Origin of the sequence: Halomonas sp. TP35 (genome assembly GCF_052375975.1) — a bacterium.
GTDB lineage: Bacteria > Pseudomonadota > Gammaproteobacteria > Pseudomonadales > Halomonadaceae > Vreelandella > Vreelandella citrativorans.
In genome coordinates this window covers 107,387-123,214 of sequence record NZ_JBQSUZ010000002.1, presented here as the reverse complement: position 1 = coordinate 123,214, position 15,828 = coordinate 107,387, and the positions used below count along the sequence as shown (strand labels likewise).

Annotated in this window: 13 protein-coding genes; 4 read left to right on the top strand and 9 right to left on the bottom strand. The window is 51.0% G+C overall.

Going from position 1 to position 15,828, the window contains the following annotated elements; translation table 11 throughout:
• Positions 1 to 60 precede the first annotated feature (60 nt).
• Both clcA and ACT3RU_RS03300 read right to left on the bottom strand, forming a co-directional pair.
• The gene (gene clcA, locus ACT3RU_RS03305; protein ID WP_217883826.1) at positions 61 to 1,413 is read right to left on the bottom strand and encodes a H(+)/Cl(-) exchange transporter ClcA; all 1,353 of its coding nucleotides are present in this window, start codon (positions 1,411 to 1,413) and stop codon (positions 61 to 63) included.
• Between the two features lie 164 nt (positions 1,414 to 1,577).
• Positions 1,578 to 3,842 (bottom strand): FdhF/YdeP family oxidoreductase, encoded by a 2,265-nt coding sequence (locus tag ACT3RU_RS03300; protein ID WP_192526526.1) that lies wholly within the window; start codon positions 3,840 to 3,842, stop codon positions 1,578 to 1,580.
• Positions 3,843 to 4,081: 239 nt separating this feature from the next.
• On the opposite strand from ACT3RU_RS03300, the gene ACT3RU_RS03295 reads away from it, so the two are divergent.
• Positions 4,082 to 4,384, top strand: coding sequence for a hypothetical protein (locus ACT3RU_RS03295; protein WP_483392499.1), 303 nt, complete (start codon positions 4,082 to 4,084; stop codon positions 4,382 to 4,384).
• Positions 4,385 to 4,448: 64 nt separating this feature from the next.
• On the opposite strand, the gene ACT3RU_RS03290 is transcribed toward ACT3RU_RS03295, so the two are convergent.
• The 4 genes from ACT3RU_RS03290 to ppnN form a co-directional block, all read right to left on the bottom strand.
• Entirely contained in the window at positions 4,449 to 4,652 is a 204-nt protein-coding gene (locus ACT3RU_RS03290) for a hypothetical protein (RefSeq protein WP_087105510.1), read from the bottom strand.
• 191 nt (positions 4,653 to 4,843) lie between these two features.
• Complete coding sequence (locus ACT3RU_RS03285; RefSeq protein WP_087105509.1) at positions 4,844 to 5,044, bottom strand: hypothetical protein; 201 nt, start codon at positions 5,042 to 5,044, stop codon at positions 4,844 to 4,846.
• A gap of 103 nt (positions 5,045 to 5,147) precedes the next feature.
• Positions 5,148 to 5,879: a TSUP family transporter gene (locus tag ACT3RU_RS03280; RefSeq protein ID WP_444627206.1), complete on the bottom strand. Its 732-nt coding sequence runs from the start codon at positions 5,877 to 5,879 to the stop codon at positions 5,148 to 5,150.
• An 87-nt stretch (positions 5,880 to 5,966) separates the two neighbouring features.
• The gene (gene ppnN / locus ACT3RU_RS03275; protein ID WP_225733734.1) at positions 5,967 to 7,349 is read right to left on the bottom strand and encodes a nucleotide 5'-monophosphate nucleosidase PpnN; all 1,383 of its coding nucleotides are present in this window, start codon (positions 7,347 to 7,349) and stop codon (positions 5,967 to 5,969) included.
• A 148-nt stretch (positions 7,350 to 7,497) separates the two neighbouring features.
• Here ppnN and ACT3RU_RS03270 point away from each other — a divergent pair, with 148 nt between their 5' ends.
• Positions 7,498 to 8,400 (top strand): LysR family transcriptional regulator, encoded by a 903-nt coding sequence (locus ACT3RU_RS03270; RefSeq protein WP_087105506.1) that lies wholly within the window; start codon positions 7,498 to 7,500, stop codon positions 8,398 to 8,400.
• A 60-nt stretch (positions 8,401 to 8,460) separates the two neighbouring features.
• On the opposite strand, the gene gcvP is transcribed toward ACT3RU_RS03270, so the two are convergent.
• Together gcvP and gcvH are read right to left on the bottom strand one after the other, a co-directional pair.
• Positions 8,461 to 11,355 (bottom strand): aminomethyl-transferring glycine dehydrogenase, encoded by a 2,895-nt coding sequence (gene gcvP / locus ACT3RU_RS03265; protein ID WP_192526934.1) that lies wholly within the window; start codon positions 11,353 to 11,355, stop codon positions 8,461 to 8,463.
• 80 nt (positions 11,356 to 11,435) lie between these two features.
• Positions 11,436 to 11,825 (bottom strand): glycine cleavage system protein GcvH, encoded by a 390-nt coding sequence (gcvH, locus tag ACT3RU_RS03260; protein WP_192526935.1) that lies wholly within the window; start codon positions 11,823 to 11,825, stop codon positions 11,436 to 11,438.
• 432 nt (positions 11,826 to 12,257) lie between these two features.
• On the opposite strand from gcvH, the gene ACT3RU_RS03255 reads away from it, so the two are divergent.
• On the top strand, positions 12,258 to 13,679 hold the full coding sequence (locus ACT3RU_RS03255) for an alanine/glycine:cation symporter family protein (protein ID WP_087105503.1): 1,422 nt from the start codon (positions 12,258 to 12,260) through the stop codon (positions 13,677 to 13,679).
• A gap of 83 nt (positions 13,680 to 13,762) precedes the next feature.
• Positions 13,763 to 14,875: a glycine cleavage system aminomethyltransferase GcvT gene (gene gcvT, locus ACT3RU_RS03250; protein ID WP_192526936.1), complete on the top strand. Its 1,113-nt coding sequence runs from the start codon at positions 13,763 to 13,765 to the stop codon at positions 14,873 to 14,875.
• An 88-nt stretch (positions 14,876 to 14,963) separates the two neighbouring features.
• Here gcvT and ACT3RU_RS03245 read toward each other — a convergent pair whose 3' ends face one another.
• A complete protein-coding gene (locus tag ACT3RU_RS03245; RefSeq protein ID WP_192527099.1) occupies positions 14,964 to 15,761 on the bottom strand; it encodes a LysM peptidoglycan-binding domain-containing protein in 798 nt (265 codons plus the stop codon).
• Positions 15,762 to 15,828: the final 67 nt, after the last annotated feature.

The window sequence follows — 15,828 nt, the reverse complement described above, 5'->3', positions numbered from 1 at the left end:
TCCTCGTGTCAACGATTTTGGTGCCTACGTATAAAGACAGTAGTGCTAATGCCTAAAAGCTTATGCCAGGCCCGTTTTGTCGGCCCCCTTGGCTGCCGGGTTAATCTTGGCTTGCGCCAATGTTTTTTCGAGTAACTGGTCATAAATGGGGCGTCCGCCGATCCATTGAGCCACCATATTGGCAGTGACACACGTGGCTATCAGTGGCATAACCATTGTATAGGAACCTGTCAGTTCAAGGGTCAGGGCTACGCCGACCACGGGAGCGCGCACTGAGGCCGAGAATAGACCGCCCATCGCCGCTATACCGAATGCCAGTGGAACTATGTCGGCTGAGGGCGCTAAGGCATCAAGGGTGCCACCAAAAGCCAAGCCAACGCACATTGATAAAGCCAGCATAGGCGCGAAGATACCGCCTGGTGTGCCGGCAGAATAGCTGGTAACCATCGTGCAATATCGCATGATCGCCAATAGCAGAAGAAACATTAATCCTTGGCTGTGATCAGCAATAAACGTCAGAGCATATTCGCCACCTGTCACGGATAACGGCATAAGAATAAGCAGCGCCCCAACAGCAAAGCCGACAAGCGCGGGAAAGAGATAGGGGACGCGTGCATTGATGCTCGATGCGAGTACCGCCATGTGCATAAGGCCTGCATTCAACGCAACACCGAGAACGCCGAGGAGACAGCCAAGCGCCACAAATGCTGGCAGCAGCCAATTTTCAGGGGCTGCAATCAACATGGAAAAATCGGGCGCTGTACCACCGATGACTTGCGTCATCACGGTTGCCAGCAGCGCGGCAACGATAATGCCCATATACGTCCGGAACGTATAAGGAAACTGGCGGTGTGTCTCTTCTATGATGAAAAGAATGGCAGCAAGAGGAGCGTTGAAGGCGCAAGCCAAGCCAGCCGCTGCACCAGCGCCAAGCATGCCGCGCCGTTCAGTTTCGCTTACCTTAAAAAACTCGGTGATCGCCGCGGAAAACGAAGCACCGATATGAATGGTGGGGCCTTCACGTCCAAGGACCAGGCCGGAAGCAATAGCCACCACCCCCGTGAAGAACTTGATAGGAAGCACCCGGCGCCAGTGAACGGTCCTTAAGCCCAGCATGGCCCCCTCAATTTCCTGTACGCCACTTCCACGTGCCTCAGGGGCATAGCGGTTCACGAAATAGGCGGAAAGAACCGTAATGCACATCGTGATTAGTGCAGCCGAGATAATGAGCGCTGTACCGCTAATATGTTCAGCCAACAGGTGTGGCCAAACCTGGAGACGGTCGATCAAAAGGTGGAAAAACGAGCCGACCGTTCCTGTTAATATTCCCGTTATTCCGGCAAGTATGATATAGCGTATCTGGGCGTTACGATTTCCCGGTCTGTCTAGATTTTCGACAGGATCGTCCATCATTGAGTGTCTCAGTTTGGATAGTTCAGGGAGACATGCTTTGTCTCCCCGTTGGGTGCCCAGCACCTTGCTGAATATGCTTGAAGTAGTGAGCTTAAAAAATCACATTTCCGTTTGATTCAGTTCAGTAACCCCATCTGAGAGGTTTCGCCTCACCGCGTATGTTATCAGAGTGAAACCTCTGCTTTTGTGATGGTGACGGGAATGGATTTATAAGCAGGGACCTCGCTTTCTTGGTCCTTGTCATCCAGACCAACAAGGCAGTTGGCTTCCGGAAAATACGTTGCCAATGAACCACGCGAAATCGAATAATCAACCAGTGTCAGCCCTGCTAAAACTCGATCTCCTGATCGTACATCGACGACATCACCTTCTTCGAGCCCCAGGTCTGCTAGATCATCACGATTTGCGAACAGTACATCACGCCTGCCGTGGACGCCTCGATAACGGTCATTCAAGCCGTATATTGTTGTATTGTATTGATCATGGCTACGTATGGTGGTCAGTGTGAGTGCTGTATCATCGCGTCCGTCATCCTCGTCTGTACCCGACATGACAAGGAAATGCGCTTTGCCGTCAGGCGTATCCCATTCTCGCTGACTTGCACCAACTCTCAGACGAAAGCCGCCTGGTTGTTGAATGCGCTCATTGAAGTCAAAGAAATCCGGAAAAACAGCCTCAATTTTGTCACGGATTTGGTTATAGTCGGCAATCAGCGTCTTCCAGTCGACGGCCGTTTCGGGCAGTGTTGCCATGGCGAGGCCTGCAATAATGGCGGGCTCTGAGCGCAGTTCATCTGATGCGGGTTTTAGGCCACCCCTTGATGCATGGACCATCGACATTGAATCTTCGACAGTGATGCTTTGTGGGCCCGTTTCCTGGATATCATGCTCGGTTCGGCCTAAGCACGGTAGGATGATGGTTTCATGTGCTGTCAGCAGGCAGGTTCTGTTGAGTTTTGTGACAATCTGGATGTTGAGGTCAAGGCTGCGGAAGGCATCGTAGGCGATTTTGGGATCGCTCATGGCGACGGCAAAGTTACCGCCCAAACCGATGAATGTCTTTGATCGTCCATCACGCATTGCAGCCAGTGCGTTGACTGCATTATGACCATGGGCACGAGGGCTTTTAATACCGAATGCCTTATCTAGCCGCGACAGAAATGCCTCGTTTGGAATCTCTGTGATGCCGACCGTTCTATCACCTTGAACATTGGAGTGGCCCCGTAATGGGCAAATTCCAGCACCGGGACGTCCCATGTTTCCACGTAGTAGCAGCAGATTGGCCATTTGCTGGATGGCTTCGGTCCCGTGCCGGTGCTGCGTGATACCCATGCCATAGCAAAAGATAACGTTCTCAGCAGATGCATAGGTGTCTGTAAGCGCTTCAATTTGTTCACGCGGCAGGCCCGAACGGCGAATAATGGTATCCCAGTCTGTATTTTCAATATCCGACTTCAGCGCCTCGAAACCGACCGTGTGTTCGGCAATAAAAGAGCGATCAAGCAGGCCGCTCCCGCCTGCGGCCATGTCTTTCGCGTCAGCGTCAAACAACGATTTCATAATGCCTTTGAACACGGCTACGTCGCCGCCGACCTTCACTTGAAGGTAAGCGCGATCAATACCTGTTGCGCTATCAGTGAGCATTTCACCAGGCGATTGTGGGTCCTGAAACCGCTCCAGGCCTCGTTCACGTAATGGATTAATAACCACCACCGGCTTTCCGCGCTTCGAGACATCCGCAAGTGTTCTGAGCATACGTGGGTGGTTGGTTCCAGGATTGTGTCCTATACAGAAAACGGCATCAGCCTGTTCAAAATCATTAAGCGTCACTGTCCCTTTACCGATGCCAATCGATTTTGGTAGCCCGATACTGGTCGGCTCATGACACATGTTGGAACAGTCGGGAAAATTATTCGAGCCGAATTCACGTGCAAAAAGCTGATAGAGAAAAGCAGCTTCGTTGGACGCCCGCCCTGAGGTATAGAACTCCGCTTGCGTAGGATCGTCGAGATTATTCAGAGCTTCTGCAGCCCGGCTAAATGCTTCTTCCCAGCTTACTGGAACGAAACGATCGGTTTCGGCATCAAAACGTACGGGCTGGGTCAAGCGCCCTTGATTTTCCAGCTGGTGATCCGACCATTCCCAAAGCTCTGAAACAGTGTGTGTTTCAAAGAATTCTGACGTGACGCGCTTGGATGTCGCCTCCCAGGTGACGGCCTTGGCGCCATTTTCGCAAAATTCGAACGATGACGTGTGCTCGGGGTCCGGCCATGCACAGCCTGGGCAGTCAAAGCCATCGGGCTGATTCATTTGCAATAATGCGCGCGTATGGGTACTCAGCCCCATTTCTTCACGCACTGCTTCGGCGACAGCTTTGAGTGCTCCCCACCCGCCAGCCGGTTTATTATAAATCTTGATTCCTTTGGCCATCGCTGGATCGTCCCCCGGTTTGTTTTAAAGCATTTAATCAATCATTGGCAATATATATTAATTCTTAATGTTAGCTTAGCAAATGCTTTCGGCAAAACCGATATATTTTATATTTTGGGGAAACTGCCTGCCACAATAATGCATTATGTGTGGCTCGCTAATGATTTTGTCTATCGAGAACGCTTTAAAACGAAAAATGAAGTAAATGTGAGAAGGCTGCACAGGTTGGTGACACGGATATGTCACTTTTCACACCAAGAGATTTGTTGCCAAGGAAAGAGCGGGGCTTGCTCGTTACTCAAGTGCAAACTATTGGCATCAGTACACTGCTGAGCGTTATCCATTTCAAGGAGAGCCGTATGGACCGTATTTTTGCGTGGGATGATCATCATAACCGAGTGGTTTATCGCATACCCGGTTGTACTCATAAGGATGGACGTGAGGATAGCGATTTGTCGCCAGTATGGTTACCTGCAAAGGAGTCTGAGCTGCCGGAAAATGTGTGCCTTGAAGATCTTCGAAGAGTATCGGTGGAAGAGTAAGTGAAAAAAGCAAGAGAGTGCACTGGCGAGCTTAATCATATGCCCTGCCAGTGCCACTCCAATATTACGGTGTTAATATGTCAATGACTTTAACTTCATAATTGTCATCATGAATGGCGACTACCTTGATAAGAACGTCTCTCGACACCTGTTTGTATTTATCACGTTTATCAACTAGGCCAAAATGCTCTCGCTCCTCGCCGACAGTTAATGCGTCATTAAAATCCGTTTTTGGCAACATGAGTATATCGTCAATCATTATGGACATGGTATTTCTCCATCAGCCGTCGTTATTTCGTGCTACATCTTTTTTTAGGACTCCGTTAGAACGTTTTAGTTTGCTTGTGATCACACAATGGCTGCGTTAAAGGTGGCTTTAATGTTTGTTAATTTAGCGATAGAAAAGCCGCCGACAAATGGCGTGAGCGGCTTTTAGGGAAAGCATAACGAATGAGCAGGTTACTCGCCAGCCTCAAGATCGGCTAGGGCTGCCGCGACAGCTTCTTCCCATTGGCCTTCCGTTATTCCCCAGTGCTTCATTTCAGCCGAATCAGCCTTACCTTCGGCTGCTGCACGGAGTTTTTCAACTGAGCTACTTTCAAAGCAGTGTTTTGCAAAGGCTTTTGTCATTCCGTCATGTAGTTGATCAATCATCTGCATAGCTAGCTCCATCCCTTGGTTAGTGCCGGGCTTGATAAAGGTAAGACAGACTAGAGTGTAGATTGTTTCTTATTTTTTGCTTTAGGATCCTAATCTTAGAGCATCAAGTTTGGAGTAGCGTATCAATAATAATTTTAATGGCGATACCCGTTAGCAGCAGCATGATTAAATTATCAAACCAACGGTGTGGCATTCGATTCCCCAGGTAGGCGCCCAGCGGCATGGCCGTCAAAATGATGCCTAGAGCAATGACGCTATAAAGCGAACGCTGCATTGTCAGTATGTCAGTCTTTAAGAGCGCGGGAATTTGCACGCAGGTAATCGCCACAAAAAAGACGGAAATTGAGCCAATAAACACAGGCCTTTCCAGCTTCATCGCATTCAAAAATGTAATTGAAGCGGGAGCGGACATGCCCGCAGCGCCTTGTAATATACCGCCCAGTAAGCCAACCGGGATGACGATTCGTGAAGCCAGTGCATAGGAAAGCACCAAGCGCCGTCTTGTTAGTTTGATGATTAGATACAAGACAATCGCGCCAGCAACGCCTAACGAAAGCAGCTTTGGAGAGAGAACCACTAATCCCCAGGTGCCCAGAATAATACCCAACGCGCCCGCTATCGAAAAAGCAGCCAGAAACCGGATGGGCAGTAGGTAGCGCCGGTATTGCCACACCTGAAGTAGGTTACTAAGCAGGTTGGGAACAACCAGTACGGCAATCGCGAGCTTAACGTCATAAAGCATGGTAAATACCGGCACAACCAACACCGGTACACCCGAACCAATAGCACCTTTAATAATGCCAGCAGCTAACAGCGTCAATAGGGCGATGAGCAAGGTTTTCTTCCGGGCAAAAGTGAAGCAGCCGATTTCTCGGCTGCAGATATTGGCAATTGTGCTGCAAATAGCGCCTTGGAGCCGCGGTTATTTTAAAACATAACACGGCGTGTAGGGTTGGCCATCAAGCTTCATGCGTCCTTGGGCAACAAATGAGGTGAGTAACTCGTCCAGGCGCTGCATCAGGGCAGGTTCTGCGGTTAGCACAAAGGGACCGTGTGCTTTAATGGCTTTAATGCCTTGTTCCTTGACATTTCCAGCCACAATCCCAGAAAAGGCACGACGAAGATTGGCGGCAAGTTCATGCTTGGGCTGCTTGCGATGCAGAGCGAGTTCACGCATGGCTTCGTGTGTAGGTTCGAAGGTCGCTTGAAAATCTCGTGCAATGGTGAGGCGCCAATTATAGTAAAAGGCATCCTGCTGATTGCGCCGGAACTCTCTAATGGTATCAATCCCGGTACGCATCTTACGGGCGACCGCCACCGGGTCACCGATAATGATAGTGTAGTAGCGACGAATTTCTTCACCCAAGGTATAGACCAGAAATTCGTCTATTTTTTGGAAATACGCTGCCGAATCCGCAGGCCCTGTGAAAATGAGAGGAAAGGGCGTTTCACTGTTATTTGGATGCAGCAGTATGCCGAGTAGATACAAAATTTCTTCAGCCGTACCGACCCCGCCAGGGAAGACGATAATGCCATGGCCTAGACGTACAAACGCTTCCAAGCGCTTTTCAATGTCAGGCATGACGACGAGCTCATTAACAATGGGATTGGGGGCTTCTGCGGCAATAATGCCTGGCTCGGAAATCCCTAGATAACGGCTATCCTGACGCCGCTGTTTGGCATGAGCAACATTTGCGCCTTTCATCGGTCCTTTCATGGCGCCTGGCCCGCAGCCGGTGCAGATATCTAAATCGCGTAGCCCAAGATGGTAGCCAACATCTTTTGAATACTCGTACTCATCACGTGAAATTGAGTGCCCGCCCCAGCAAACGACTAAGCTTGGGTCACGCCCAGGTTTTAACGTGCCGGCTTTACGCAAAATATGAAAAACGGCGTTAGTGGTTCCTTCTGCCGTATTAAGGTCAAAGCGGTTGTGGTTCTGGATCTCATTATATACGTAGACAATATCGCGAATAATGGAGGAAAGGTGCTCACGAATGCCGCGTATCATCTGGCCATCGACAAAGGCTTCTGCTGGTGCATTGGTTAGCTTTAAGCGAATCCCTCTATCCTGTTGTAGCACCTCAATATCAAAATCTTTATACGCTTCAAGAATAGCCACACTGTCATCAGTGGGTCTTCCACAGTTCAAGACAGCCAGTGCACAGCGGCGCAGTAAATCATGTAAGCCGTTTTGTGAGGTGCTTTGTAGCCGATTAACCTCGTGCTGTGAAAGCACTTCAAGGCTTCCTTCGGGAGAAATAATACTAGAGATAGTGGCACGAGGCTGAATAATTGATGTCATTAGTGCGTCGATTCCTGGTCATTTTTTTAACTCATTGCATACTAGCACGCTATAGCGGTGGGTACAGCGCAACCAGCGACAAGCCCAACTGTGCTACTCTATGCGCAAAATACGCGTACACGGTGGCTATAGAAAATGGCGTTTTATTATGTTTAATGCCCAGTACTTTCGGACATTTATTACGTTGGTTGAGACCGGTAGTTTTACACGTACGGCACATCGCCTGGAGATGACCCAGCCCGGGGTTAGTCAGCATGTACGTAAATTGGAAAATTATCTTGATAAAACGCTAATTGAGCGTAAGGGGCGAAGCTTTACCTTAACGGAATCGGGTCGTCGTGCTTACGATTACGCGTTAAAACTCTTTGCTGAGCACGAACAATTTCGTCATGGCCTGGATGACGACTCCCTGGACAGTGGTGAGTGTCGTATTGCGTCGCCTGGAAGTGTTGGCCTTATGCTTTATCCGTTTATTTTAGGTCAGCAGCAAATGCATCCTAATTTAACCGTTAATTATAGCTTTGCGTTTAACCATGAAATTGTGAATGACTTGCTGGAAGGGCGCTACGATATAGGTATCGTTACGGAGGCGCTCAACCACCCTGATCTTACCTGCACGCTATGGCATAAAGAGCCGCTGTGCCTAGTGGTGCCCGCTGATTTTGCCGGAAGTACGCTGTCTGATTTAATGGGCATCGGCTTTCTTAACTACTACGATGGCATTAACCACGCGTATTCTCTGTTGAGAGCGAATTATCCAGGTGAGTTTCGCTCAATGACACATTTTCGCTACCAGGGTTTTACCAACGAAGTCGGTATGGTGCTAGATGCGGTTGCTCGTGGGCTTGGGTTTACGGTAGTTTCTTTATTGGTATTAGAAACGTCACCGTGGCAGCGTCAGGTGAAAGCGTTAACCTTACCCATTGCGGTGAATGAAGAGCTCTATCTGTTACGTCGGCGTGACTCCGTACTTCCTAAACGCTATGAAAAACTGTTGGATGGTTTTTGTAAACAGCGCATCCAGGAAAGAACGCCTCTGGTACCCGAATAAGGGCTCAAAGGCGTTCACTTGATGAAGTGTTGGCTTACGTATTAAGCGTCTAGCGTATTTTTACTTCCTGTATTCATCGATACCTGGGCAAGAACAAATAAGCTGGCGATCCCCAAACACATTATCCACCCGATTAACGGTTGGCCAGTATTTGGCTGCAGTGACCGCTTCAGTGGGAAAAGCCCCCAGCTGGCGGTCATAAGGCCGTTCCCACTGGCTGTCCATAATGTCGGCCTGCGTGTGGGGTGCGTTAACCAAGGGGTTGTTATCCAGCGTCCACTCGCCACTTTCAACGCGCTTGATCTCTTCGCGGATGGCAATCATGGCATCGCAGAATCGGTCAATTTCATAGAGGGACTCGGACTCGGTCGGCTCTATCATCAGCGTGCCTGGCACCGGAAATGACATGGTGGGCGCATGGAAGCCATAGTCCATCAACCGCTTGGCAATATCTTCCTCACTGATACCTGACGCTGCCTTTAGTGGGCGAATATCAATGATGCATTCGTGGGCAACCCTGCCGTTAGTTCCCCGATAGAGAATGGAGTAGGACTCTTCCAGGCGCTTGGCGATGTAGTTAGCGTTCAAAATGGCTAACTGTGTTGCCTCGCGAAGTCCTCGGGCGCCCATCATTTTAATATAAGCCCACGAGATAGGCAGGATCGAAGCACTACCAAACGCTGCCGCTGAGACGGCACCGCTCTCTGGGTTCACACCATTGATAGGTGTCACCACGTGGTTGGAGACATAAGGCGCCAAGTGAGCTTTTACGCCGATAGGCCCCATACCCGGGCCGCCTCCGCCGTGGGGGATGCAGAAAGTTTTATGTAGATTAAGGTGCGATACGTCGCCCCCGAAATCGCCAGGACGCGTTAGTCCCACTTGAGCATTCATATTGGCGCCATCGACATACACCTGGGCACCGTGCTGATGCACCACGTCACAGACCTTGCGCACATGGGACTCGAAAACACCATGGGTCGACGGGTAAGTAATCATGACCGCCGAGAGCTTGTCGCTATGCAGGGCGGCTTTGTCCATTAGGTCATTTATATCGATATTGCCGTTCTGATCACACTCTACAACGACCACCTCCATGCCCACCATGGCCGCTGTTGCCGGGTTGGTACCATGGGCAGAGCTTGGGATCAGGCACACATTGCGGTGTGCTTCGCCTTGAGCCGCCTGGTAACGGCGAATGGCCAGCAGCCCCGCGTACTCACCCTGCGCGCCCGAGTTAGGTTGCATGGAAATATGATCGTAACCGGTGATTTCTACGAGGAACGCGGCCAGTTCATCAATCATTTGATGATAGCCAGCGACCTGGTCGCGCGGCGCAAACGGGTGCAAGTCTGCAAACGCAGGCCAGGAAATAGGGATCATTTCGCTGGTAGCGTTAAGTTTCATGGTGCAAGAGCCTAAAGGGATCATCGCATGGGCAAGCGACAAGTCCTTATTCTCCAGGCGTTTTAGATAACGCAGCATTTCTGTTTCGCTGCGGTATCGGTTAAAGGTGGGGTGGCTCAAAAAATCACTTTCCCGCTGGCAGGCGGCGGGGATGCCCGTGATAGCACTGGTAATTACCTGCTCGTCCAGCGCGGCAACAGAAAGCCCGTGTTCATTACCCAGCAGCACATCAAATAGGGTGGCAACATCGTGCGCGGTGGTTGTTTCATCCAGGCTAATGCCTACATCGCCATTGGCGAAGTAGTGGAGATTGACATCGTGCGTCATGGCGCGGCCATGAATTTTACCTGCATCTACCTGGGTTAAGCGCAGCGTATCAAACCAGCTGTGATGCACCAGCGAAACGCCAGATTGCTGCAAGCCTTGCGCCAGCAATGTGGCGAGTCGATGGACACGCCCAGCAATTTTACGCAGCCCTTCAGCGCCGTGATAAGTTGCGTAGAACCCTGCAATGTTGGCTAAAAGAGCCTGCGCCGTGCAGATGTTGGAGGTGGCCTTTTCGCGACGGATATGCTGCTCGCGCGTCTGCATGGCCATCCGCAGGGCGGTGTTGCCTCGGCTATCTTTGGATACGCCGATAATACGCCCGGGAATAGAGCGCTTAAGCTTGTCTGATGTGGCAAAGAACGCCGCATGTGGGCCACCAAAGCCCATTGGCACCCCAAAGCGCTGCGAATTGCCAATCACGATATCCGCACCTAACGCGCCGGGCTCCTTAAGAAGCACCAGGCTCAGCAAGTCAGAGGCTACACAGGTCATGATATTATGGGCAGTGGCCGCCTTTAACAGAGGTGCCAAGTCACGTACTTCGCCGCTGGCGGAAGGGTACTGAAGCAACGCGCCAAACACATCGTGGTCGGCAAGCGTATCGGCAGGACCTGTAATGAGTTCAAAATCAAAAAAATCAGCGCGGGTTTTTACGACATCAAGGGTTTGCGGAAAAATATCGTCGGCAATAAAGAAAGCGTTGGATTTGCTCTTTTTATTACTCCGCTTACAGAGTGCCATGGCTTCTGCAGCCGCCGTGGCCTCATCCAGTAATGAAGCATTGGCAAGCTCCATTCCGGTCAGGTCCATAATAACCTGCTGAAAGTTTAATAATCCTTCCAACCGGCCTTGAGAAATTTCCGGCTGATAGGGCGTATAAGCGGTGTACCAACCCGGATTTTCGAGCACATTACGTTGAATAACCGCTGGCATATGCGTGCCGTAATAGCCTTGGCCAATATAGCTTTTAGCAACACGGTTCTGGCGAGCCAACTGGCCTAAGTACTCAAGCGCTTCAGCCTCACTACGTGGATCATCCAGGTTCAGTTCACGGCCAAGACGAATATCGCTGGGTATGGTTTGCTCAATCAGATCGTCCATGCGCTTGATATTGAGCACGTTTAACATGGTATCTACGTCGTCGGCATTCGGGCCGTTATGGCGTTTGATAAAAGCATCGTGGTCGGCCAGTTCGGACAAGCGGCGTGTTTCAAATGACATGGGAAGATTCCGAGCGAGAAAGAGAAGCGTGGTAGAGGCATAAAATACAAAGCCTGCCGTAAAGGGCAGGCTTTGCGGTATTAATCGTCAGTGCTTAATGTGGCCTGATAAGCATCAGCATCCAGTAAACCGTCCAGATTCTGGTCGGTCAGGCGTACCTTCATCAGCCAGCCGCCTTCATAGGGTGCGTCGTTCACCGATTCGGGTGAGTCTTCAAGCGCGTCATTAATTTCGATAACTTCCCCGCTTACCGGGGCGTAGAGATCGGAAGCCGCTTTTACTGATTCAATAACGCCGAACTCTTTGCCCTGGGTAAGCGTTTGGCCCACTTCGGGTAGTTCAACAAATACCACATCGCCAAGCGCTTCTTGGGCGTGGTCACTAATCCCTACGCTGACGGTGCCGTCTTGATGATCAAGTACCCATTCGTGGCTTTTCGCGTAACGCAGATTTGCAGGAAGGTTGCTCATGATGATTCCCTTTATGAAACAATTGACTGGACAGGCTAATACTAGCGCTTGTCGGAAGTCTTGGCGACTACCAGCGTGCCAGCCAATAAGCGAATTTTTAAGCATGTTAACGTGTTTCTGATCGGAAACAAGTTTCCTGTAAGCTAAAAAATGCTCGGCGAGGGAGATTTTATGACTCAGTGTGCCTATCGGGCGGGGAGGTACGAAGGCATTTACTATTTAGAAGGGCCTGAGCATAGAAGCGAACAGGGATAATGGTGTAAAACATACAGGTGGTTCACCTGAGCATGTTAATAATTGCCTCTATCATGCTATCAAAGATGGGGCGTGCCCATGACATCGCTATATTAGCTAAACAAAATAATCGTGAATGCCCGTTTTCTGACGGCCAGACATCTATAAAAATTGAACTAATAGGGTAAGGAGAAGCGTGTGGAAACGTTAAATAGCCTTTTTGGGGCGATCAATGGCGTCGTGTGGGGGCCGTTGATGTTGATTTTGCTACTGGGTGTGGGGATCTACCTACAAATTGGTTTGAAATTAATGCCCATCAGAAAGTTGGGCATGGGGTTCAAGCTACTTTGGCAGGGGCGTGAGCCTAAACCTGCCCACAAGGACTCCGTCGCTAAGGCTGGCGTCGACAAGTCCGATGAAGACGGCGAAATTTCCCCCTTTAATGCCCTGATGACGGCGCTTTCAGCCACCATCGGTACGGGCAATATTGCCGGTGTGGCCACCGCAATTGCATTAGGCGGCCCAGGTGCTGTGTTTTGGATGTGGATTACAGCGCTGGTCGGAATGGCAACAAAATTTGCCGAAGCGGTATTGGCTGTACGCTATCGTGAAACAGATAATACCGGCCACCACGTAGGCGGCCCCATGTTTTATATTAAAAACGGGCTGGGTAAAAAGTGGCTTTGGCTTGGCGCTCTGTTCTCGTTTTTTGGTGCTGTCGCAGCCTTTGGTATTGGTAATACGGTGCAGTCTAACTCGGTCGCAGATGCGATGGACGTCACCTTTGGCATACCGCATTGGCTAACCGGTGTTATCATCATGGTATTGGCTGGCGCGGTAATTCTAGGCGGCATCAAGCGGATTGCGAAAGTTGCTGGGAAGCTGGTACCGATCATGGGGATTGCTTATGTGATTGCCGGTGTGCTGGTGCTGATTGTTAACGCAGGGCAAATCGGCGAGGCCTTTGGTCTGATCTTCTACTACGCCTTTAATCCCATGGCGGCGGCGGGTGGTTTTGCGGGTGCCGCTGTGATGGCCGCTATTCGTTTCGGTGTGGCGCGGGGTATTTTCTCCAATGAGGCAGGTTTAGGTAGTGCGCCTATTGCTCATGCCGCGGCCAGAACTAAAAACCCGGTTCGCCAAGGGCTTATTGCCATGCTGGGCACCTTCATTGATACCATCATCGTTTGTACTATTACGGCGCTGGTGATCCTGACCTCTACGGTATGGCAAACGGGTGAAGAAGGCGCATCGCTTACCGCGCTCTCCTTTGACCAAGCACTGCCTGGATTCGGTAATCCCATTGTGGCTATCGCGCTGGCTATTTTTGCCTTCACGACTATTCTAGGCTGGTCGTTTTATGGCGAAAAATGTTTCCAGTTCCTGTTTGGAACGCGCTCCATCATGCTCTATCGCGTTCTGTTCGTATTAGCCATTCCACTTGGCGCTATTGCGCAACTCGGCTTTATCTGGCTCATGGCCGACACCTTTAATGCCATGATGGCCATTCCCAACCTGATTGCGCTGGCGCTGCTTTCCCCGGTGGTTTTCAAGCTGACCAAGGACTACTTTGCGGGCAAGGAAATTTTAGCCGGTGAAGAACTAGACCATGACAAGTAAGCGATATTTGCCGCTTAAGCAGTAATCGAATCGGGGAGCTATGACAATAGCTCCCCGTTGTTCGTTTTTACCAAGGAACTATCATGAACGATCTAAAGCATACGCCACTTCACGCACTGCACCTTGAGCTCGGGGCAAAAATGGTGCCCTTTGCTGGATATGATATGCCGGTGCAGTATCCACTGGGGGTAAAAAAAGAGCATGAGCATACCCGGCAACAGTGTGGCCTCTTTGACGTTTCTCATATGGGACAGATTCTTGTATCAGGGGAAGATACCGCCAAGGCTCTGGAAGCACTTATTCCAGCGGATTTAGTGGGGCTCCCAAAAGGTGAGCAGCGCTATGGTCTGTTTACCAATGCTGAAGGCGGAATTATTGATGACTTAATGGTCGTTAATGGTGGCGACCACTTCTATCTGGTGGTTAATGCTGCTTGTAAAGACCAGGATTTGGCGCATTTGCAGGCAAATTTGGGCGCCACCCACAAAATTGAGTTGTTAGACCGCGGCTTGCTTGCTCTGCAGGGCCCCCAGGCACATGCTGTTATGCAGCGCCTTTGCCCAGCGGCATGTGAACTGGTGTTCATGCAGCATCAACGTTTTACCATTGATGGGCATGAGGTATGGGTGAGCCGTAGTGGCTATACCGGCGAAGATGGGTTTGAAATTTCCGTGGCAGCCGATGCCAGTGAGGCGTTTGCCAAGCGTCTGCTGGCAGAGCCGGAAGTTGAGGCGATTGGGCTAGGCGCTCGCGATTCGTTGCGCCTGGAGGCTGGGCTATGTCTCTATGGACATGATATGGATGCCACTACAACGCCAGTGGAAGCCGGATTGATTTGGGCAATTGGCAAGCCCCGTCGTCATGGGGGGGAGCGTTCGGCAGGTTTTCCTGGGGCGGATGTCATTCTTCATCAAATCGATGCCAGGGATCATTTACGCAAGCGTGTAGGGTTGCGGGCAGAAGGTAGGGCACCTATTCGAGAAGGTGCTGTGTTGCGGGATGCGTCAGGCAACGAGGTTGGAGTCGTAACGTCAGGCACGTTTGGGCCAAGCGTTGGGCATCCTGTCGCCATAGGGTATGTCAGCCGTGATTGGGAAGCGCCAGCAAGCAACCTGTTTGCTGATGTGCGTGGGAAACAACTGCCGATGACCGTAACACCTATGCCCTTTGTTAAGCCCAGCTATTATCGCGGTTAAGTCAACAGTAAAGAGTCGTTATAGAAAACAAAGCCCCTTTTGATAAGGGGCTTTGTTCGTTTAGCAAACGTGTTAACTAAGCACTGTGTTAACGCAGTACCTTGCCGGGGTCGATCGGCTTGCCTCCCTGACGTAAATCAAACAACAGATCGTAGCGTTGAGTGGTATTACTTTGACCTACTTCACACAGCTCATCACCTGCTTTGACGTGCTGTCCGACCGAGACCAGCGTGCGTTCACACAGTGCATATACCGTTTGCAGATTATCAGCGTGGTGCACAATCACGACTTCACCTAGCTGGCGCATACCGTTTGCAAAGCGTACCTCGCCGGGGGCTACGGCCTGAGCACGCGCACCGGCTTGGGTCGCAAGCAGCATGGGTTGCAATGCTCCTCGGCTGTCTGCGCCAAAACGTCTAACAATGCGGTAGTCTTCCAGTGGCCAAGGCCAGCGGCGCGCGGATGCGGGTAATGAAGTAGGAGCGGTAGGCGCCGCAGCCGGGGTGCTGCTAGAGGGCGATGGCCGATTGCTGGGCGAGGCGTTGCTGGTGGGCGCTGGGCTACGCGTACCGCTGCTGCTTAAAGGAACGCTTATGATTTGGCCTATCCTTAACGCGGTGGGCGAAGTGCCGGGGTTGGCGCTCTGAATACGTCCACTGGTCGTGCCAAAGTGTCGTGCTATGTTGGAGTACGTATCGCCAGGCCGGATTTGATAACGGTAAGGGCCGCCGGAGGGAGCACGCTCTTGTTGAGTAGGTATCATCAAGCGCTGGCCGACCGCGAGACGACGCGCATTGACGCCTGGGTTAAAACGCTCCAGACGTTCAAGAGGTACGTTAGCGCGGTTAGCCAGTTTCCCCAGCGTATCTCCACGTTGAACGGCCACCCAGTTGCCACTGATTTGGCTCGCACTATGGGTGGGTACGGCATCGCGTTGGGAGGAAGAGGCCGAC